Annotated in this window: 19 protein-coding genes and 1 pseudogene; 16 read left to right on the top strand and 4 right to left on the bottom strand. The window is 57.4% G+C overall.

The window, feature by feature from the left end; all coding sequences use genetic code 11:
• Nucleotides 1-162 precede the first annotated feature (162 nt).
• The 11 genes from A4E19_03090 to A4E19_03040 all read left to right on the top strand — a co-directional run bounded on the left by A4E19_03090 (nt 163) and on the right by A4E19_03040 (nt 9,541).
• Nucleotides 163-2,046: a Fis family transcriptional regulator gene (locus tag A4E19_03090; protein OQW33631.1), complete on the top strand. Its 1,884-nt coding sequence runs from the start codon at nt 163-165 to the stop codon at nt 2,044-2,046.
• A gap of 14 nt (nt 2,047-2,060) precedes the next feature.
• Entirely contained in the window at nt 2,061-3,395 is a 1,335-nt protein-coding gene (locus A4E19_03085) for a hypothetical protein (protein ID OQW33407.1), read from the top strand.
• Between the two features lie 244 nt (nt 3,396-3,639).
• A complete protein-coding gene (locus tag A4E19_03080) occupies nt 3,640-3,909 on the top strand; it encodes a hypothetical protein (protein OQW33406.1) in 270 nt (89 codons plus the stop codon).
• 41 nt (nt 3,910-3,950) lie between these two features.
• Nucleotides 3,951-4,634, top strand: coding sequence for a hypothetical protein (locus tag A4E19_03075; protein ID OQW33630.1), 684 nt, complete (start codon nt 3,951-3,953; stop codon nt 4,632-4,634).
• Between the two features lie 55 nt (nt 4,635-4,689).
• Nucleotides 4,690-4,971: a hypothetical protein gene (locus A4E19_03070; GenBank protein ID OQW33405.1), complete on the top strand. Its 282-nt coding sequence runs from the start codon at nt 4,690-4,692 to the stop codon at nt 4,969-4,971.
• 185 nt (nt 4,972-5,156) lie between these two features.
• Complete coding sequence (locus A4E19_03065; GenBank protein OQW33404.1) at nt 5,157-6,260, top strand: glucose dehydrogenase; 1,104 nt, start codon at nt 5,157-5,159, stop codon at nt 6,258-6,260.
• 77 nt (nt 6,261-6,337) lie between these two features.
• Entirely contained in the window at nt 6,338-6,802 is a 465-nt protein-coding gene (locus tag A4E19_03060; protein OQW33403.1) for a tat pathway signal sequence domain protein, read from the top strand.
• A 55-nt stretch (nt 6,803-6,857) separates the two neighbouring features.
• A complete protein-coding gene (locus A4E19_03055; GenBank protein ID OQW33402.1) occupies nt 6,858-7,175 on the top strand; it encodes a hypothetical protein in 318 nt (105 codons plus the stop codon).
• A 246-nt stretch (nt 7,176-7,421) separates the two neighbouring features.
• On the top strand, nt 7,422-8,255 hold the full coding sequence (locus tag A4E19_03050; GenBank protein OQW33629.1) for a hypothetical protein: 834 nt from the start codon (nt 7,422-7,424) through the stop codon (nt 8,253-8,255).
• Nucleotides 8,245-9,015 (top strand): molybdopterin-binding protein, encoded by a 771-nt coding sequence (locus A4E19_03045; protein OQW33401.1) that lies wholly within the window; start codon nt 8,245-8,247, stop codon nt 9,013-9,015. The genes A4E19_03050 and A4E19_03045 overlap by 11 nt, the downstream gene beginning before the upstream one ends.
• A complete protein-coding gene (locus A4E19_03040; protein OQW33400.1) occupies nt 8,993-9,541 on the top strand; it encodes a hypothetical protein in 549 nt (182 codons plus the stop codon). The genes A4E19_03045 and A4E19_03040 overlap by 23 nt, the downstream gene beginning before the upstream one ends.
• Before the next feature lie 118 nt (nt 9,542-9,659).
• Here the strand turns inward: A4E19_03040 and A4E19_03035 are convergent, their stop codons facing one another.
• From A4E19_03035 to A4E19_03025, 3 genes are all read right to left on the bottom strand, one after another.
• Entirely contained in the window at nt 9,660-9,845 is a 186-nt protein-coding gene (locus tag A4E19_03035) for a hypothetical protein (GenBank protein ID OQW33399.1), read from the bottom strand.
• 103 nt (nt 9,846-9,948) lie between these two features.
• Nucleotides 9,949-10,674 (bottom strand): glycosyl transferase, encoded by a 726-nt coding sequence (locus tag A4E19_03030; protein OQW33398.1) that lies wholly within the window; start codon nt 10,672-10,674, stop codon nt 9,949-9,951.
• Nucleotides 10,675-10,783: 109 nt separating this feature from the next.
• Nucleotides 10,784-11,080 carry a hypothetical protein gene (locus A4E19_03025; protein ID OQW33397.1) on the bottom strand — a complete coding sequence of 99 codons (297 nt, stop codon included), beginning with the start codon at nt 11,078-11,080 and terminating at the stop codon, nt 10,784-10,786.
• Nucleotides 11,081-11,202: 122 nt separating this feature from the next.
• Between A4E19_03025 and A4E19_03020 the strand changes: the two are divergent.
• A pseudogene (locus A4E19_03020) lies at nt 11,203-15,381 on the top strand (DEAD/DEAH box helicase).
• A 136-nt stretch (nt 15,382-15,517) separates the two neighbouring features.
• On the opposite strand, the gene A4E19_03015 reads toward A4E19_03020, so the two are convergent.
• Entirely contained in the window at nt 15,518-15,916 is a 399-nt protein-coding gene (locus A4E19_03015; GenBank protein ID OQW33396.1) for a hypothetical protein, read from the bottom strand.
• 852 nt (nt 15,917-16,768) lie between these two features.
• Here A4E19_03015 and A4E19_03010 point away from each other — a divergent pair.
• The 4 genes from A4E19_03010 to A4E19_02995 all read left to right on the top strand — a co-directional run bounded on the left by A4E19_03010 (nt 16,769) and on the right by A4E19_02995 (nt 18,779).
• Nucleotides 16,769-17,059: a hypothetical protein gene (locus A4E19_03010; protein OQW33395.1), complete on the top strand. Its 291-nt coding sequence runs from the start codon at nt 16,769-16,771 to the stop codon at nt 17,057-17,059.
• Nucleotides 17,060-17,091: 32 nt separating this feature from the next.
• Nucleotides 17,092-17,442, top strand: a complete 351-nt coding sequence (locus A4E19_03005; GenBank protein OQW33394.1) for a hypothetical protein — start codon at nt 17,092-17,094, stop codon at nt 17,440-17,442.
• Between the two features lie 69 nt (nt 17,443-17,511).
• Nucleotides 17,512-18,183, top strand: coding sequence for a hypothetical protein (locus tag A4E19_03000; GenBank protein ID OQW33393.1), 672 nt, complete (start codon nt 17,512-17,514; stop codon nt 18,181-18,183).
• A gap of 167 nt (nt 18,184-18,350) precedes the next feature.
• Complete coding sequence (locus A4E19_02995) at nt 18,351-18,779, top strand: hypothetical protein (protein OQW33392.1); 429 nt, start codon at nt 18,351-18,353, stop codon at nt 18,777-18,779.
• Nucleotides 18,780-18,788: the final 9 nt, after the last annotated feature.

Raw genomic sequence — 18,788 nt, 5'->3', positions numbered from 1 at the left:
TACTGCGGCGTCCCCGTCGTGAGCACCTCCGGTGTCGTATTGGGCCATTTGGCCGTGATGGATGGCCACCTGATGCCGGACCGAGAATTGGTGATGTCCGTCCTCGGGATCTTCGCGACTCGAGCGGCCGCCGAGTTTGAACGGTTGCGGTATGAGGACACGATGCAGAAGAGCAATCAGACGCTCCGGGCCATTTTTGAGGGCACGGCACCGGCGGTGGGGGAGGACTTTTTTCACTCACTGGTCAAGAACCTGGCCAAGGCCCTCGGCGTCGAATATGCGTTCGTCTCGGAGTTTTGCGCCGACCGGACCAAGGTGCGCACCCTGGCGTTCTGGGCGGGCGATCGGCTGAAAGAGAACTTCGAATATGCCATCGCACATACCCCTTGCGAAACAGTGTTGGCCGGGGAAATTTATCATTGTCTCGACAAAGTCGCCGACCGGTTTCCGCTTCACCGGAGTGATCTCGAAGGCCTTGGCGTGGAAAGTTACCTGGCTATTCCGGTGACGAGTGCGGGAGGGGAGGTTCTGGGGCATCTGGCCGTCATGGATCGCAAGCCGATGCCGTTTGAACGCATCGACCTGTCCGTCTTTAAAGTGTTCGGCGCGCGGGCCGGCGCTGAATTGGAACGGCTGCATATGGAACGCGTGCTGCAAGAAAACGAGGAACGGCTGCGTGATCTCTTCGACGAAGCGCCGATCGCCTACGTGTATGAAGGGCTGGATTCAAAACTGCTTCGCGTGAACCGGACTGCCATGAAATCTCTGGGCATCACCGCCGACCAGGTCGAAGGCCTCTACGGCCGCGATTTCGTCCCCGATACTCCTGATGCGCAGCGGCGTCTGCGAGAAGCCTTTGCCTCCGTCGGGAAGGGAATCGACACCAGCGGCGTGGTGCTGGAGTTACGCCGGAAAGACAACGGCAAGCCGCTATGGATGAAATGGTGGTCACGGCCGGACCCCAGCGGCACCTATACCAGAACGATGTTCATCGATATCACCGAGCAGGTGTTGATGGAGCAGGAGAAGGCCAGGCTGGAGGCGCAGAATGTCTACTTGCAAGAGGAAATCAAAGGGAACCATAATTTCGAGGAACTGATCGGGGCATCCAGCTCGCTCAAAAAGGTCCTCAAAAACGTCGAACGAGTGGCTCCGACCGATTCGACCGTACTCATCACCGGTGAAACCGGCACCGGCAAGGAACTGATCGCGCGCGCGATTCACAATCTAAGTCCGCGCAAAAACAAACCGCTGGTGAAGGTCAATTGCGCGGCGATCCCGGCCGGCTTGATCGAAAGCGAACTCTTCGGCCATGAAAAAGGAGCCTTCACCGGCGCCTTGATGAAGAAGGTCGGTCGTTTCGAGGTGGCGGATAAGGGAACCATCTTCCTCGATGAAATCGGCGAGCTCCCGCTGGATCTGCAATCCAAGCTCTTGCGCGTCCTGCAGGAAGGCGAGTTCGAACGGGTCGGCGGCACGCAGACGTTCAAGGTGAACGTGCGGGTCATTGCCGCCACGAACCGGAATCTCGAACAGTTGTGCAAGACCGGTCTGTATCGGCCCGACCTGTATTACCGTCTCAACGTGTTTCCGATTCAGCTGCCTTCCTTGCGTGAACGTGACGGGGACATTCCATTGTTGGCGCAGTATTTCGTCCGTAAGTGTGCCGCCGGCCTCGGCAAGAGAATCGACCGGATTCCGGAGCGGATGATCACGGCCCTGCAACGGTATCCGTGGCCCGGCAACATCCGCGAGCTGGAGCATGTCATCGAACGTGCCGTGATTCTGAGCGAGGGGCCGGAGCTGGAACCGATCGACTGGCTCTCGCCGTCCGACAACAAGGTGGGCATGACCAAGGCGCTGACGCTCGAAGAAATGGAACGGCAACATATCCGTGACGTCTTGGAACAGACCAACTGGCGGGTGAGCGGTGAGAAAGGCGCGGCTAAAATCCTCGGTCTTAACCCGACCACGCTCGAAGCGCGGATGAAAAAACTCGGAATCGCCAGACCAAGCTCACCGACAGGGAAATCTTCGCAGGTCTGATGGGAGGAGGGCCAATGCCTCTTCGGATGGTGGCCGCGCCTCTGCTCGGCGTCGGCGTGCTTGCCTTGACCATGATCATTCACGCCGGAATGGCCGATGCACAGGTTCAGTGTTGGGCGCCTCGTCAGAGCGAAGGCCCCGTCACCGATAAACGATGGGCCCGTCATCTCAAGGCCCTGAACGCCGCGGAGACCATCATCAAACAATCACAGGAATTCATGAACCCACCGGTGCCTGTCCGGGTGCGGACCACGATGGCTGCGAACCGTTATGGACCGATGGATGCGAAGTTGATCGTACGCGCCTACCCGGAGCAGACAGTGCTGGGCATCGGGCTCTGGAAAGGAGACTGTGGGATCATCCCGGAGGCGGACCTCATGACGGGATCGATGGGCGGCATCAGCGTTTTTTTCAACCATGTCTCGAAGGACATGTTCCTGGCCCAGGACGAGGTTCCAAAGCTGACCGGCACGTTGGGGGGGTACCCGGAACACAACGGCTGGGTGATCATCTCGAAGAACGGGCGCCTGCCATGGATTCCTCAAACCCTCGGAGAGCGGCTCGATCGCGTGGGGGCAACCCGTGAAAAGGCCTTGGCTGATTGGCGCACCACCATGGCTTCACGCAAGGCTCCCGATCAGGCCATGATCGACCGAACCGCGGCATTGCGGAGAAGGACCGATCCATCCGGTGCCGACCAGTATGTCGAGAACATGAAGCGATTGACCGCGGACGTTCAGGCCGCCCAAGCTCAGGATGCCGCGCGAGAGGCTCACTTGTCGAAGTTGCTCAATGAGTATCGTATCTATCGGGCCTCGTTCACGGCTCAGCAACTCGCCATGCCCGCCGTGTGGGCCGACGCCGACGGCTCGGCCCGTAAGGCGATGGAGGCGCAGATCAATGGACTCCACGAACTCAGCGAGGATGATCAATGGCGAGTGAGCAAGATTCGGGAGCACAGTCGTCGGCTCGAGGGAGACGCGGCGGCGAGCAATAACGAAGTAACAGCGCTTCAGTTGCGCACTCGAGCTGCGGACCTCTTGCGGGACGCCGACCACATCCGCAACGGCCATGTCGAACGGGCCGCATTGGAAGAAGAAGCCTTACGGGCCGCGTATGAATTGACCAACCTCAAGCCAGGGCCGGCTGAGCAGGCCCTGGCGTATAAAATGGATCCGACCTTTCCGAATGGAAGTCAGCCTGGGAAAATTCAGGTCATTGCCGTATCGGTGTCAATGCAGAACGGAGAAGATGTTTTGCAAGGCCCTGAGCAAGCGGCACGCCAGGCTTGGCTCGAACGGGTCAGAGCATCGATCGATTACGCCCGCTTGGCGGCAATACTCGACTGAGACTTTCAGACTCACTCTCTCCTATTCCGCTGCTCCTCTCCCTCTTGCCAATCTCCCAACTAATTGGGACGTTCCCAATACCATGGGAAATAGGCACCTCACCTCCTCCTCCGTCACACGACGGCAGGCAGATACGTCCTCGAATGAAATCACCGTCTTATGCCATCCACCCACCGGATTTCTGTTCTGGCATCACCGTTCCTGATTAGGTCGACATCAGGTTGAGACAGGAGGAGAGGCGGCGATGTTGAAGATCACGACAATACAGGAAAGCGCGTGTGATGTCCTGCTCAAGCTGGAAGGCAAGATCACGGAGCAATGGGCGGCTCTGCTTGATGGGGAATGCCGTTCATACCTTCGGAAGAACAAAGCCGTGTATTTGGATTGCTCGAACGTCGAGTACATCGATGGACGCGGAGTCGAGGTCCTCAATGCGTTTTCCCATTCACACCTCACGTTAATGAGCGCTCCGGCCCTTGTAACGGAGCTGCTTCAAATAGGAGGCCGATCATGAACGTCGAACCCATTACGGTTACTGAGTCGGTAAGTCATCGGATGGTTGTGGGGCGGAAACCGGAGTTGAAGCCATCAACCTCGGCGGCAAGCGGGGAGCTCGCCCTTCTGGCGAGACTTAGGCAGGGGGATGAAGGGGCGTTCGATGAATTGGTCACACGACACCACAGTGCCTTGATCAGAATGGCGATGGGGTACGTGGCGGATCGGGAAGTGGCGGAAGAAGTCGTCCAGGATACCTGGATGGCGGTCATCGAAGGGTTAGGTCGATTCGAAGGGCGATCCTCCTTGAGAACCTGGGTCTTCGGGATCATGATCCACAAGGCCAAGGATCGGGGGGTGCGCGAGAAGCGGCATACGACCTTTTCTTCCTTCGAGTCGTTGGACGAGGAGAGCGAGGAAACGATCGATCCATCTCGGTTCCACCGGTCCGGTGAATGGGCCGGTCACTGGGCCTTCCCGCCCCAGCCGTGGGACAACCGGACTCCGGAAAAGCTCTTGGCGTCACAGCAGGCGGTCCAGGCCATGAACAAGGCCATTGAGGCGTTGCCTCGAACTTTAAAGGACGTGTTGATTCTCCGCGATGTTGAGGGAGTCGAGGCCAAGGAAGTCTGCGATCTCCTAAAGATTTCTGAAACAAATCTGTATGTCCGGCTCCATCGGGCTCGGGAGCGGGTGCGCCAGGCCGTGGAAGCCTACGTGGAGGGGCGAACAGCGACGGTGTAAGGAAACGTCGGAAGGACCGACCCACAGGTAGAACCATTCAAGGGAGGTCTTCACGATGGCACAGGAAGAGGGACCGGCGACCGTCCCGGAGATCACTTGCCAGGAGGTGGTGCAGTGGATCTCGGCCTACCTGGACGACCATGTCGGTGACGACCGAAAACGTCAAATTGCCTTACATCTGGCGATCTGTGCCGGCTGTGAGACCTATGTGAAACAGATTGCAACGGTTCGGGACACAGTGGGATTACTGCCCAAGGCAGAAGAACGTCCGTCCGATTCCCACCGATTGCGACAGGCCTTTGCCGCGCGGGTACGCCGATCATCTTCGACCGATTGATGCTCGTGATCGGCGTCTTTATCCCACACCGATCAACCACGATCTCGTGCATCGTCGCTTCTCGCAGGTCCTACCCAATAAGACAGGTATCGCTCGGTTCTTGCTGTAAGAGATCGTCTGCTAAAACGACTGCCGACTAGGGTGCAACCAGCCGGAACAATAACGATGCCGAATAGGGAGCAACGATGAAAGCCATCGCAGTGATTCCAGGACAGCCGGATTCAATCCATCTTGCCGATTTGCCAAAACCCTCGGTGCAGGAGATTCCGAACGGGCGCGGCGTGCTTGTGCAAGTATTGCGCGTGGGGGTGGATGGTACGGACAAGGAAATCAATGCGGCTGAATATGGGCAAGCGCCTCCCGGCTATGATTTCCTTGTCATCGGCCACGAATGTGTTGGGCGAGTTTCAGAAGTTGGGCACAACGTCTCCGAATTCTCTCCAGGAGATGTTGTCGTGCCGACGGTTCGCCGCCCCGGCGGCAGTTTCTATGATCAGATCGGCCAATATGACATGACGCTGGAGGATACCTACTATGAACGTGGGATCAATCTCCGGCATGGGTACTTAACGGAATTATTCGCGGAGGATCCGGAATACCTCGTAAAAGTTCCCAAAGGACTTAAAGATGTGGCGGTGTTACTTGAACCGATGTCCGTTATCCAGAAGGGTATCATCCAGGCGTACGAGGCGCAGCGGCGCTTTAAGATTTGGAGACCCAAGAAAGTAGCGGTGCTGGGTGCTGGGACGGTCGGCTTGCTGGCGGCGCTCTCGTTGAAGATGAAAGGGTGCGATGTCACCAGCTTCGGAAAACAAACCGGCTCTTCCCGTAATCTGGATCTCTTGGACGAGCTCAACGTGCGGTATATCTCAACGAATGATCTATCCATTAAAGAAGCGGCAAAACGGTTTGGGCCGTTTGATTTGATGTTCGAGGCTACCGGCCATTCGCCCGTCGTCTTCGAGGCGATGGAATGTTTGGGAAAGAACGGGGTGCTCATTCTCGCCAGCGTGACCGGCGGAGACCGGCACCATGCGATACCAGCCGATAAGATCAACCTGGATTTCGTACTGGGCAACAAGCTCGTCATCGGCACGGTGAACGCGAATCGGGAATACTTCGAAGCCGGCGTCTACGACTTCGCGAGGGCGGAACTGGAATTCCCAGGCTGGCTTTCACAGTTGCTGACGCATCCTGTGAACGGCCTCGAAAACTACGCGGAGATGATGCAGAAACTGACAATGGAGAAGGCCGCGATCAAGGTATTTGTGAATGTTGCAGGGGAATAATCGCTACGACCTTGATCACACGTGTAAGACTTCCTTGCCTCAATCGACTTCACGCTATCGATTCACAGGAGAAGACGATGCTAAAGCGGTACGTGATATTCATATTTGTAACGATCTGGCACTTAACACCGTTCAATATCAACGTCTACGCAGGTGAGTTCTTTCAGCGGAACGGCTTGGCCATCGACGGGTATGATCCAGTCGCCTATTTCACGGAAATGAAACCGGTGAAGGGATCGCCGGAGTTTCGCTCGGACTATCAGGGCGCAACCTTCCAGTTTGCGTCAGCCGCTCATCGGGATACGTTTGTCGCCAATCCGGAAAAGTTCGCGCCACAGTATGGGGGATACTGCGCTTATGGCATGGCCAAAGGCTATAAGGCCAAGATCGACCCGGTAGCCTTTTCGGTTGTGCGTGATAAACTGTACCTCAACTACAATGAAACCATTCGTGCTCGGTGGTTATCGGATATCCCAGGGTATATTCAAAAGGCTGATACCAACTGGCCGGAGGTCCAGCAGCACACGAAGGTCCAGGAATAATTCCAAGTCACTCGCTGTCCATGCCAATCCACCATTACCCACGAGGAGGTTTTCGATGAAGCAGATGATGCTGTCGCTTGCAGTGGTCGCTGGCCTGATGTGCGCCGGTACCTATTCCTTTGCCAGTGAGATGGGCTCGATGGCCAATGAAATGAAAAGCGAGATGAAGCACGATATGGATGCCATGAAGGGCGACATGAAGGCGAACATGGATGCCATGAAAGGAAAACCCGGTGCGATGAAGGACGAGATGAAGGGAGAGATGAAGGGCAAGATGGACTCCATGAAGGCTTCGAAAGATGCGATGAAGGACGACATGAAGGCCGGCAAGGATGCGATGAAGGGCAATCTGAAGGGAGCGATAGGCTACTAAGACCTCTCTGCTCAGTCACACTGTCTTCAACAGGGCCTGCGGTCGGGGGTCCGATCGCAGGCCCTGTTGTTCCCCGCTATGATCGCGCCGCTGTAAGAAACAATCGGTACTTCCGACGAAACGCTAGGTTGCGTATTTAGGGGAGGTGGAATCATGGCGTTACTCATTCATTCAGAAGAAGCTGTCGGTCGGGAAAGGGACCAGATCCCGCCGGCGGAGCCGTCGGCATCTGAAGCGTTGTCGACCGTGAGTAACCCCACGGTTTCTTCTCCTCCTGCGATCGAACGTGTGTACCGCCATCGTCTTCCGGTGCGGATCAGTCATTGGCTGAATGTTCCGTTCCTGATCATCCTCATCATGAGCGGGCTGCAGATCTTTAACGCCCACCCAGCCCTCTATTGGGGCGACCGCTCCGATCGCGACCAACCGCTGCTGTCGATCAGGCCGGTGCAGAGCGAGAGCGGGGAGGTACAGGGCATCACGACAATCCTGGGCCATCAGTTTGATACAACCGGCGTACTCGGTTACTCCGACGGCATGAGACGAGCCTTTCCGACCTGGGCGACCATACCCAGCGCCAAGTGGCTTGCGATGGGGCGGCAATGGCATCTGTTTTTCGCCTGGCTCTTTGTGATCAACGGTTTGATTTTCACCGCGTATGCCTTCGTGAGTCGACATGCCGCACGTGACTTGGCGCCAACCGGCCGCGATTGGCGCGGCATCGGCCAGTCCCTCAGAGATCATCTGGTTTTGAGACATCCCAGCGGTAACGAGGCCAAACGGTACAACGTCCTTCAAAAGATGACCTATGCCGGCATCTTGTTCATCGTGGCGCCGCTGATCGTGTTGACCGGGCTTGCGATGTCACCGACGATCGACGCCGCGTTCCCCTGGCTCTTGACCATCTTCGGTGGCCGGCAAACCGCAAGAACCATTCACTTCCTTGCCTGCTTTTCGTTCGTGGGGTTTATCGTCGTCCATGTCGTCCAGGTGACTCTCACCGGGTTTCTGAACAATGTCCGATCAATGGTCACCGGGTGGTTTGTCGTCAAACATGAAGGAGTGGGTCATGAAGCCTGAACGTACCATAGACCGACGCCGATTCTTGAAAGGGACAGTGGGTGCCGCAAGCCTGGTCGCGCTCTCCGGTTGCGACAATCTCACGCAGAGCAGTTGGTTCCCGCCCATACTCAGTAAGACGGAGCGATGGACGGAAACCGTGCAACGGGCGGTCACTCCACGGGATGCGCTTGCCAAAGAATATCGGGAGTCCGATATCTCAAAAATCTTTCCGGCGAACGGCAACACTGATCCCGGGACGGAGCAATATGCCGAGCATGTCGCACGGAAGTTTTCCGGATGGACGTTGGAAGTGGTCGGCTTGGTGCAATCTCCGAGAAGCTGGTCGCTGGCTGCATTGAAAGAGTTGCCCGCTCGGACACAAATCACCCGTCATGACTGTGTGGAGGGTTGGAGCGCCATCGGGAAATGGACCGGTGTGCCGGTCGGCGATGTGATGCGCCAGGTCGAACCGTTACCGAATGCCCGCCATGCGGTCTTTCACTGTGCCGATGTCGATGATGAAGGCATCGCCTACTACGAGAGCATGGCCGTCGCCGATTGCTATCACCCTCAGACCATTCTGGCTTACGAACTTAATGACGCGCCATTGGATGTTCCGCATGGTGCGCCGCTCCGGCTCCGCTTCGAGCGGCAGCTCGGGTACAAGCAGGCGAAGTATGTCATGAAGATCGAACTGGTCGAGTCATTCGCCGGCATCGGAGGCGGGAAGGGCGGCTACTGGGAGGACCAGGGGTATGAGTGGTACGCCGGAATATAAGATAGGTGGTCTTATTCGCCATCTGGGAATGGCAATCGCGGTTCTGCTGGCAGGATGGCTTATTCTTCCTCCGGCGGACGCGATGGTCGGGAAACCGGCTCCGGACATCGCCAATGCCACGTGGCTGAACAGTACGCCGCTGCGGATGGCCGATCTCCGGGGCAAGGTGGTCATGGTCGAATTCTGGACCTTCGGCTGTTACAACTGCCGAAACGTCGAGCCCTACGTGAAGGAGTGGTATCGGATATATTCGGATCAAGGTTTCCTCGTGATCGGCGTCCATTCACCGGAGTTTTCACACGAACGCGAGATCGAGAATGTGAAACGCTACATGGCGGAACACGATATCCGCTTTCCCGTGCCGATCGACAACGATTTCTCGACCTGGAACCGCTACGGGAATCGTTACTGGCCGGCGATGTACCTCATCGATAAGCGCGGCCTCATCCGCTATGTCAAAGTCGGCGAAGGAGGGTACGGCGAGACAGAGCGGCATATCCAGTCGCTGCTGGCGGAGCCCCCTTGATAGATTCTGTGGTGATCGCACTCACCCTCACGGCCGGCAATGATTGGTGAGACGTGAGCCGGTCGGCCCTGTCCATTCCCGGCACGCGCCCATTGAGCGCCGAGAACAATACTTCTTCTTATCCCAAGGCCGCCCAAATCTTTTGGGCATTTTCGCCGGTAAACGTCATGTCATCCTGTGAGGACGAGCTGCGCTCAAAGTACAGATGCAGCATGCCTCGTCCGAAGTGCGCCTCTCGAACGAGATCGAGGTTGATCGCCACTTCTCCTGTACGTTCTTCATCTTGTACTTTGATAAATCGCATCGCTTCTCCTTTCGATGGGGGATGGTCATGACAATCATATCAGGTGGGTAGAGCGTGTCCGGACAACGCCAAAGCCATGGGAGTTTCACGAGAACAGATGTGCCTAGCGCCGTCCGTCGTACCAGACCGAAAGGTGTTTTTTATCTTGTAAGGTTCGTTTCGGGAGGAAAAAAATTCGGAAAATCTGGATGGCGATCTCTCGCCCAGAGTAGAGCGAGACCTTTCGTGACGAGGTCTTCAGAGGATGATCGGCCAAAATCGTGAACTGCATGCCGTGGCGTCTGCCCCATTGTTTCAGTCGTTTGCTCAGCCTAATCTCATCTAACGCATAAAGTTCTAGATCGAACCCGCCGACTTCCTGAAACGCATCGCGGCGACAGACGATGAGCGCTCCGGCGGCCCACCGAAAAAGAACCGAGACCGCGGTCCAGAACCACAACGTCATGTTCGCCCACCAAGGCAAGCCATCCATCCGCAATGTGCTGCCGCACCCGACGTACTGTCCCGATTCGATCAGTCGAAGAATGTCCGCCAGCAGTTCGGAACTGAGGAGACTGTCCGCGTCCAGGAATAGCAACCAATCGCCGGTGGCCTGAGCCGCACCGGCGTTGCGTGCCCGTCCGATTTGATTGATCGGTTCGAACACGACTCGCGCCCCAGCCTGCCTGGCGAGATCGGCTGTATTGTCGGTGGAGTTATTGTCGACGACGATGATTTCTGAGGTGAAGTCGGGTTTGCGATTGGCCTCCAATGATAGGGCGATGGATTGTAGGGTCTGTTCGATCAGACGTGCTTCGTTGAAGGCCGGGACAATAACAGACAGGCGCATTGAACGATCATGATGCCATAGAGGTTACCTGCGAAGAAATAAGAATACGCCGAACACTTTCAGAACGAAGCGCGGATGAGCAGTGACATGGTGAGGGAGCGGAACGCATCTATGATTCACGTTGATAGCGTATCGGCAGCTGAGGAGATGTCTTTTCTCGGAATTCACACACGATGCGAAAATCATTCTCGTAGGGATAGCTTTCCGCCATTTCAAAGCCCACACGATCGCGCTCCGGCTTGCAGGCCTCATACGTCTCAAAGGCGTTCAATACCGTGGCACGATCGATACCTGAAGGTGGGGCGAGTAAGACAATCAAAAGAAACCACATAGCCTGACCTTTCATGTCATGAAATGAAAAAAATCCATCCATAGTCACCTTACCACAGCACTCCAGCAGCACCATCAGTGAGATCCCTTGTCATCTAACCGAGCAACCAGCCAACATTAGTGTTGCGTTAGATCGACCTGAAAAATCAAAAAAGGGGTGCCATGCAGTGATGAATCACGCATGGTAAGATGCCGCCGATGCCGCTCACCCGCGTCCATCCCATTATCTCCGAATGGTTCTCTTCACACGTCGGTCAGCCGACCGACGTTCAAATCCAGGCTTGGCCCGCGATCCAGTCCGGAGCAGATGCGCTCATCGCGGCCCCTACCGGGTCCGGAAAGACGCTCGCGGCCTTTCTTTCCTGTATCGATCAGCTCTTTCAGCAGGCACTCAATCGTGAACTCGACGATCACACACAGGTTCTCTATGTGTCTCCGCTCAAGGCGCTGAGCAACGACATCCAGAAAAATCTCCAGAAGCCGCTGGCCGAGATCGGTCAGCTCGCTCTCCAGGCCGGATTGCTGATGCCGGAACTTCGCGTGCTGGTTCGAACCGGGGACACCCCCATGGCAGACCGGCAGCGGATGCTCAAACGCCCGCCGCACATTCTGGTGACGACACCCGAATCGCTCTTCATCTTGCTCACGGCCGACAAGAGCCGACGTCTGTTGCAGACCGTGCGCACCGTGATCATCGATGAAATCCATGCGCTCGCGCCGAATAAACGTGGAGCCCATGTGGCGCTGTCGCTTGAACGACTCGAAGCACTCACGCTCGCGAAGCCACAACGAATCGGCCTCTCAGCCACCCAGAGACCGATCGAAACCGTGGCGCAGTTCCTGGTCGGTGACCGTCCGATGCCGACGATGATCGATGTGGGTCACAAACGGCAGATGGATCTCGCGGTTGAGGTTCCAAACGATGAGCTGAGTGCCGTCGCCACGAATGCCGTCTGGTCCGACATCTACGATCGTGTGGCGGAGCTGGTACGGGCCCATCGCACGACCTTGGTGTTCGTCAACACGCGCCGCCTGGCCGAACGAGTCTCGCACTTCCTGGAAGAGCGGCTCTCGGAGCTTGGACCTGACGCGGTGGCGGCCCACCACGGCAGCCTTTCACGGCAGATCCGGCTCTCGGCGGAAGAACGATTAAAGTCAGGCAAGACCCGAGTCGTCGTGGCCACGGCATCGCTTGAACTGGGAATCGATGTCGGCACGGTGGATCTGGTTTGTCAAATTGGTTCGCCGCGCGCGATTGCGACCTGCTTGCAGCGAATCGGTCGTGCCGGCCACTGGATCAAGGCCATTCCCAAAGGCCGATTGTTTGCCACGACCAGAGACGAATTGGTCGAGTGCGCCGCGCTGATCCATGCGATCAAGCAGGGAACGCTGGATCGCATCGAGGTCCCACCGGCGCCGCTCGACATCCTGGCTCAGCAAATCGTTGCGGCCGCCGCGACGCAAGCTTGGACAGAAGAGGAACTGTTTGCGCTGGTCCGTCGCGCCGGCCCCTATCGTGAATTGGAACGGGCTGCGTTCGACCGGATCGTCCGGATGTTGGGGGAGGGCATTGCGACTCAGCGAGGGAGGGGATCGGCCTATCTGTACCATGATCGCCTGAATCATCGGCTGAAAGGCCGGCGCGGGGCGAGACTCGCGGCGATCACGTCAGGCGGGGCGATCCCCGATACCGCCAATTACGCCGTCGTGGCCGAACCGGACGGCACCATAGTGGGAACAGTGGACGAAGACTTTGCCGTGGAAAGCCTGGCCGGCGACATCATGCTGCTTGGCAACACATCCTGGCGGATTAAGGGTGTCGAGATGGGGAGAGTGAGGGTGGAAGATGCCCATGGCGCGCCACCCAGCATTCCCTTCTGGCGCGGCGAGGCTCCGGCTCGTACAACGGAACTTTCCGCAGAAGTGGCCGGTCTTCGTGAGAACGTTGCGAGAAGAGCATCGTCACCTGAGAACCATCAGCTGGCAGCTGGCAGCTGGCTTCGCCAAGAATGCGGCCTTGATCCACAGGGGGCCCAACAAGCGATCGAATACGTCCTGGCGGGGAAAGCTGTTCTGGGAGTCGTGCCCACTCAGGATACCATCGTGGCCGAACGGTTCTTCGATGAAAGCGGCGGGATGCAGCTGGTTATCCATGCGCCGTTCGGCGGACGGATCAACAAAGCCTGGGGACTGGCCTTGCGGAAACGGTTCTGCGTGACATTCGACTTCGAGCTGCAGGCAGCCGCCACGGACAACGGTCTTGTGATTTCGCTGGGAGAGAAACACAGCTTCCCGCTGGAATCCGTGTTCAGCTACCTCCACTCCAATACGGTGCGGGACGTCTTGGTCCAGGCGGTGCTGCTCGCGCCGATGTTTGCCACCCGGTGGCGATGGAATGCCTCGCGGGCACTGGCCCTTCTACGTTTCGCGAAAGGCAAGAAGGTTCCGCCGCACATTCAGCGAATGAAAGCGGAGGACCTGCTCGCAGCGATCTTTCCCGATGCCATTGCTTGTCAGGAGAATCTGACCGGCGAACGGGCGGCGCGGCAGATACCAGACCATCCGCTCGTACAGGAAACGCTGCGTGACTGTCTCACGGAAGCGATGGATCTGGAGGGACTCACCGAGGTACTGCGGCTGGTCGAATCCGGCGCCATCCATTGCGTGGCGATCGATACGCCGTCGCCGTCGGTCTTCTCTCATGAGATTTTGAATGCGAACCCCTATGCCTTTCTCGACGATGCGCCGCTGGAAGAACGTCGGGCTCGAGCGGTCGAGCTACGGCGGACTCTGCCGCCCGACCTGCTCGGAGAGATCGGGGCGCTGGATCCGGCAGCAATCGCCGAAGTCACCCGTGAATCTTGGCCGGTCGTGCGAGACGCCGATGAACTGCACGATGCATTGCTGGCACTGGTGTGGGTGCCTGAGTCCGAAACGGCTCAATGGGCGGCCTATTGGCCGTTACTCGTGGAATCCGGTCGGGCAACTACCTTGTCGGAGAACGGGGAAGGAGTGAAGGGGTGGCTCGCAACGGAACATAAAGAGCGGCTTGAGCTGATGTTTGCGACCGGTGATGATTCGACGTTGGATTCCATCGTACTGGGATGGATGGAAAGTATCGGTCCGACGACGACACACAGGCTTGCTGCCCGATTACATCTCCCTGTCGATCGTGTCGGCGGTGCCATGCTGCGGCTGGAAGGACAGGGACAGGTTCTCCGCGGCCGGTTCACGGATGACGCGTCACGAATACCGAACGCCGAAACCGAGTGGTGTCACCGTCGGTTGTTGGCCCGTATCCATCGCCTGACGATCGGGATCTTGCGCAAGGAAGTAGAGCCGGTCACGGCATCAGACTTCATGCGATTTTTGCTGCAATGGCAGCATGTCACGCCGGGATCGCGTCAGCATGGAGAAGCCGGCCTGCTGCAAGTGATCGGACAGCTGGCGGGATTCGAGGCGGCGGCCTCCGCCTGGGAGCCACAGCTCTTGCGCCTGCGTATGGCGAAGTACGAACCGGCACTCTTGGATCGCCTCTGTCTGAGCGGCGCGGTCAGCTGGGGACGTCTTTCTCCGCATCCGAGATTTTCACGGGCAGGGGAGACGGACCGACGGCGCATTGTTCCAACCAGCATCGCTCCCATCAGTCTCTTTCCGCGAGAGGACGGTGACTGGTTGATGAATGTCGTTCGTGGTGAGTCGAGCCGCTCTTTCGCTGATCCCAGCACCCATCTCAGTGCGGTCGCACAGGACCTCTGTCGGGTCTTACGGCACCAAGGCGCCAGCTTCTTTGCCGATCTGGTGCGCGTGACCAAACACCTTGCGACGGAGGTGGAGAATGGACTGTGGGAGCTGGTGGCAGCCGGTCTGGTGACGTCTGATGGCTTTGATAATCTTCGCGCCCTCATGGACCCCCATCGGCGTCGCGCCGAAGGACGTGAACGGACACGTCGGCCTCGGCATTCGGCCGGACGGTGGTCGCTCCTTCACCCGCCTGCGAGGACGGCCGAAGAAGCCATGCGCTTGTCGAATGGCTCTCTCCATTCTTCGAGTCCCGCGGCGGAAAAGATCGCTCGACAACTTCTTCGGCGCTATGGAGTGGTGTTTCGTGACCTGCTGACACGGGAGTCGCTGGTTCAGTCTTGGCGAGATGTACTCGTTCAGTACCGACGGATGGAGATGGCGGGGGAGGTCCGTGGCGGCCGATTCGTCAGCGGATTCACGGGGGAACAATTCGCGCTGCCGGAAGCGGTGGAGGCTTTGCGCGCGATGAGGAACACGAGGGTTTCATCAGCAACCGGGCATGAAATCAAACTCTCAGCCACGGACCCTTTGAACCTCGCCGGAGTGATTCTGCCGGGCTCTCGTGTCCCGGCTGTGCCCACCAATTTTCTGGTCTTCAAGGACGGGGTGCTTGTGCGCTCGGTCATCGGGCGCCACGCTGAGGCGGCGCTTTTCGTTGCCGAGCCGACCGGCTCGGCAACGGTCGGACAGCGCCCATGAGATCCGCCGATCAGTAGACGAACGGTTTGGATGTGTCGCGGAGCAGCGTCAGCAGTGCCGTGGAATCCTTGGCTCCTGCCTCGGCATAGTTCGCCTGGGCGGCAAAAAAGAATCCCGCTTGTCGATCCTCAGGAACGCCCAGCAACCTACCCATCGAAGCCAAATATTCCCCGCGACCCGCAGCCACATCTTGAGTCAGGCTTTCCCGATTGAAGGCGACAAACGCCGCAGCTTTGAAATCCGGCTTGATCTGGCCGTCTTCGCTCCACCAAGCGGCTCCCGATGTGGTGCCGGTCACATTGGACGTCGTATCGGTCGTTTGGTTAATAGTGGCTTTAAGGGTGCAGCCGGTCGTGCCGAGCACCAGGCTGGCACCGACGATCGCGAGGTATCGCAAACGCTTTAGCATAACGGACCTCCATCTCTAATGGGAATGGTTGTCCCAAACTATACCATACGCTCTCTTAAGTTCGATCGGTTGTGTGCCGATAGCGGAGCAACGCAACGTACGTCTTTTCACGATACAGATGAAATATGACATGTCCGTTCAGACTTTGATGGTATTGATCCACATCGATCTTCTAATCTGAGTTCAAGTATCTAATGCGGGAGTGGCGGTATCGGTGTAACCCCGGGTGGGGCGCCAGGGACGGCGGCGGCGATCCCGCAGTCGTCCAACGGTACCACGGCGCCCACCCCCTCATCGGTCTCGCCCGAACTCATTTTAACGTGCTGGTAAAAGAGCGCAGGTGGGTTCACTCATCCAGCAGGATACTCGGGGCCCTGAAGGGACCAGGGTCGAATTGGAAGTATCTTTCGGATCTAGAAAGCGAACTTCTGACAAGCAAGACCATTCATTCATTACCTCAAGTGCCAAATGAGATGTATTCTACGTCAAGATCTGTTTATTGCCTGTCAAACACTCACCGAAACATCAATCTCGCTGTCGCTCAAATGTGACCTCGTATTGTCTATTCCTAGTTATCATCATGGTTCCAACTTCCTTCGAAACGGCCATCGCCTCGGCAGCTGCGACGACATCTGACTTAAGAAAAGCAGTTTTGGCGGGTGGCCAGAGGAAGATGGTGGCACGCGCATACCTGGATTGGCGAGTATGGCGCGCACATGATAAGGATCGTCAAGACGAAAGGTGAGAAGTGGGCAATCCGCGTTGCTACCGCGCCCTTTGTGGAAATTCAGGGGCTGGTGGTTGAACAGAAGGTAGAGGTGGCGGAGGAAACGTGAGTGTCTGATTGTTCAGTTGAAGGGGTGGGCCAACGTTGAATCCCTGACTTTGCGGCGGCTGCACCACGATGACTCGCTCGCCGTTCGGCAGAACCGTCGTGTTCGTGACGTTTCCTTGATGGTCTTTGTAGACTTGTATGCCACCCTCAGAATTCAGGACCTGGTTCAAGCGTTCCTTTGCGCTCGGCTCTTGAGGTGGTTCCTCCTTACAGGCGAACACCAGGCTTTGCCATCCAGTTCCGAGTATGATAATGAGGCAGACTGCGATCCGGTCCATGCGGTTATTATACTGCCCACTTTCTGTTGATCAAGACGCCGTGAGTTGCTGACGGAGGTACCATGACATTGGCAGACAAATCGGATAGAGAAATTCTGGCCGTCGCTGATCCGATAATGGACAACCTGATGAAGGGATCGACAGCTATCGACCATGAGAGGCACACAAGGGACTTCACAGACCGTATGAAACGTATCGTCACGAAGGAATATCTAGAGACCTTGTGCAGAAAATATCAGGCTGAGCGCGGGTACTTTGCCAAAAGAGAGTTTGTGGCTGTCTTTCGACGCCCAGAATCGGTGGCGATTGTGTGGAAGCAGTGGTTCACGAAGACAGCGGGGGAGTACGTCGCCGAATTGGTTCTCGTGGAAAACGGGTCCACATATTTGGTCGATCATGCGATGGTATTCTAATCAGCCGCGGGCTCGCTCTTGAAGGGTTGTCTGTGATCGAAATACCTTGGACGACAGAGGGAGGATCGGATGGAGAGGATAATTCCAGAGAAAAAGTTACAAGTCGCCATCCTGTTGTACGACGGCATGACGGCGCTCGACGCGATCGGCCCTTACGAAGTTCTGCAGGCGCCGACGCTTGGCACCGACGTGCGGTTCGTGGCACGCGAGAAAGGCGTGAAGCGCACGGACTTCGGAAGGCTCCGGTTAACGGCCGACTATTCGCTCGATGAAACCACCAGCCCCGACATCCTGGTCGTGCCGGGCACGGCATTTCCTCAAGCGGTGATGGGTGATCAGCTTGTCCTGGAATGGATGGCCCTGGTGCACCGCACAACCAAGTGGACCACGTCGGTCTGTACCGGTGCCTTAGGACTGGCAGCAGCCGGCGTGCTGAACGGGCTGAAAGCCACGACCCATTGGCTCGCCCACGATGTGTTGAAACAATTCGGCGCCATACCGACCAAAGAACGTGTCGTTCGCGACGGCAAGGTCTTCACGGCCGCCGGCGTTTCCTCCGGGATCGACATGGCGCTCACTCTCGTGGCTGTAGAGTTCGGCTCCGAGGCGGCCCAACTCACACAACTGCTCATCGAATACGATCCTCGGCCGCCGTTTGATGCCGGGAGCCCGGACAAGGCGCCGTCAGCCATCCTGACTGCCGCGCGCGAAGAGTTCAGCAAGCTGGTCGTCATGCCATAACACGGTCACACGCATCACAGAGAGCGCTCGTCTCACCGCCGTTGTTCCTGCACATTTCCATCTATCGCTTGCCGATCGCAGAATGCCCGGTCAAAATTTCCTCGACAACACGAACAATGCTCGCACCATCACGGTGATGCGAGTCCTGATTGACCGAGGTGCGTGGTATGGCTGAGATTCAGCGAGCCGATGACCGTCGCCGACGATTGGCGATCGTTGTCTTGATCGTGGTGCTGATCGGCGGTGTTGCGCTTTGGATGGTCGCTGAGGAGTGGAAGGCCGAGGTGCGCAGTCTGCCCGTTGATGCTGCCAAGCAATCATTGTCTATCGTCTTTTCCCTGTGCATGGGCATCATGACCGTCTGTGTGTGTCTCGCCGGGTGGCACTGTTGGCGGACAGGGGGGCAGGTTCGGCATGCCATGCGGTTTCCTCCACATACATCAGTTGTTCGAGATACGACCGTTCTGACCGGTCAAGCCGCAGTATCCCGAGGGAGATTGCTCCAGGTGAGCGGTGTCATTTTGATGCTCTGCGCGCTCGGCTTGGCCGTGATGTCTTGGTCGGTGCTCAAGATGATTCATGACGTTCCCGGCTAATCCCGTCGC

Origin of the sequence: Nitrospira sp. SG-bin1 (assembly GCA_002083365.1) — a bacterium.
Lineage (GTDB): Bacteria > Nitrospirota > Nitrospiria > Nitrospirales > Nitrospiraceae > Nitrospira_D.
The sequence above is the reverse complement of the archived record's forward strand: the minus strand, read 5'-3'. Positions and strand labels throughout refer to the sequence as shown.

What these genes read in the sequence shown, in the direction of transcription:
- A4E19_03030 (OQW33398.1), bottom strand. Translation starts at nt 10,674, where the DNA reads ATGCGCCTGTCTGTTATTGTCCCGGCCTTCAACGAAGCACGTCTGATC.
- A4E19_03055 (OQW33402.1), top strand. Translation starts at nt 6,858, where the DNA reads ATGAAGCAGATGATGCTGTCGCTTGCAGTGGTCGCTGGCCTGATGTGC.
- A4E19_03070 (OQW33405.1), top strand. Translation starts at nt 4,690, where the DNA reads ATGGCACAGGAAGAGGGACCGGCGACCGTCCCGGAGATCACTTGCCAG.
- A4E19_03005 (OQW33394.1), top strand. Translation starts at nt 17,092, where the DNA reads ATGACATTGGCAGACAAATCGGATAGAGAAATTCTGGCCGTCGCTGAT.
- A4E19_03035 (OQW33399.1), bottom strand. Translation starts at nt 9,845, where the DNA reads ATGCGATTTATCAAAGTACAAGATGAAGAACGTACAGGAGAAGTGGCG.
- A4E19_03025 (OQW33397.1), bottom strand. Translation starts at nt 11,080, where the DNA reads ATGGTGCTGCTGGAGTGCTGTGGTAAGGTGACTATGGATGGATTTTTT.
- A4E19_03045 (OQW33401.1), top strand. Translation starts at nt 8,245, where the DNA reads ATGAAGCCTGAACGTACCATAGACCGACGCCGATTCTTGAAAGGGACA.
- A4E19_03080 (OQW33406.1), top strand. Translation starts at nt 3,640, where the DNA reads ATGTTGAAGATCACGACAATACAGGAAAGCGCGTGTGATGTCCTGCTC.
- A4E19_02995 (OQW33392.1), top strand. Translation starts at nt 18,351, where the DNA reads ATGGCTGAGATTCAGCGAGCCGATGACCGTCGCCGACGATTGGCGATC.
- A4E19_03065 (OQW33404.1), top strand. Translation starts at nt 5,157, where the DNA reads ATGAAAGCCATCGCAGTGATTCCAGGACAGCCGGATTCAATCCATCTT.
- A4E19_03085 (OQW33407.1), top strand. Translation starts at nt 2,061, where the DNA reads ATGCCTCTTCGGATGGTGGCCGCGCCTCTGCTCGGCGTCGGCGTGCTT.
- A4E19_03000 (OQW33393.1), top strand. Translation starts at nt 17,512, where the DNA reads ATGGAGAGGATAATTCCAGAGAAAAAGTTACAAGTCGCCATCCTGTTG.
- A4E19_03090 (OQW33631.1), top strand. Translation starts at nt 163, where the DNA reads ATGCAGAAGAGCAATCAGACGCTCCGGGCCATTTTTGAGGGCACGGCA.
- A4E19_03060 (OQW33403.1), top strand. Translation starts at nt 6,338, where the DNA reads ATGCTAAAGCGGTACGTGATATTCATATTTGTAACGATCTGGCACTTA.
- A4E19_03075 (OQW33630.1), top strand. Translation starts at nt 3,951, where the DNA reads ATGGTTGTGGGGCGGAAACCGGAGTTGAAGCCATCAACCTCGGCGGCA.
- A4E19_03015 (OQW33396.1), bottom strand. Translation starts at nt 15,916, where the DNA reads ATGCTAAAGCGTTTGCGATACCTCGCGATCGTCGGTGCCAGCCTGGTG.
- A4E19_03040 (OQW33400.1), top strand. Translation starts at nt 8,993, where the DNA reads ATGAGTGGTACGCCGGAATATAAGATAGGTGGTCTTATTCGCCATCTG.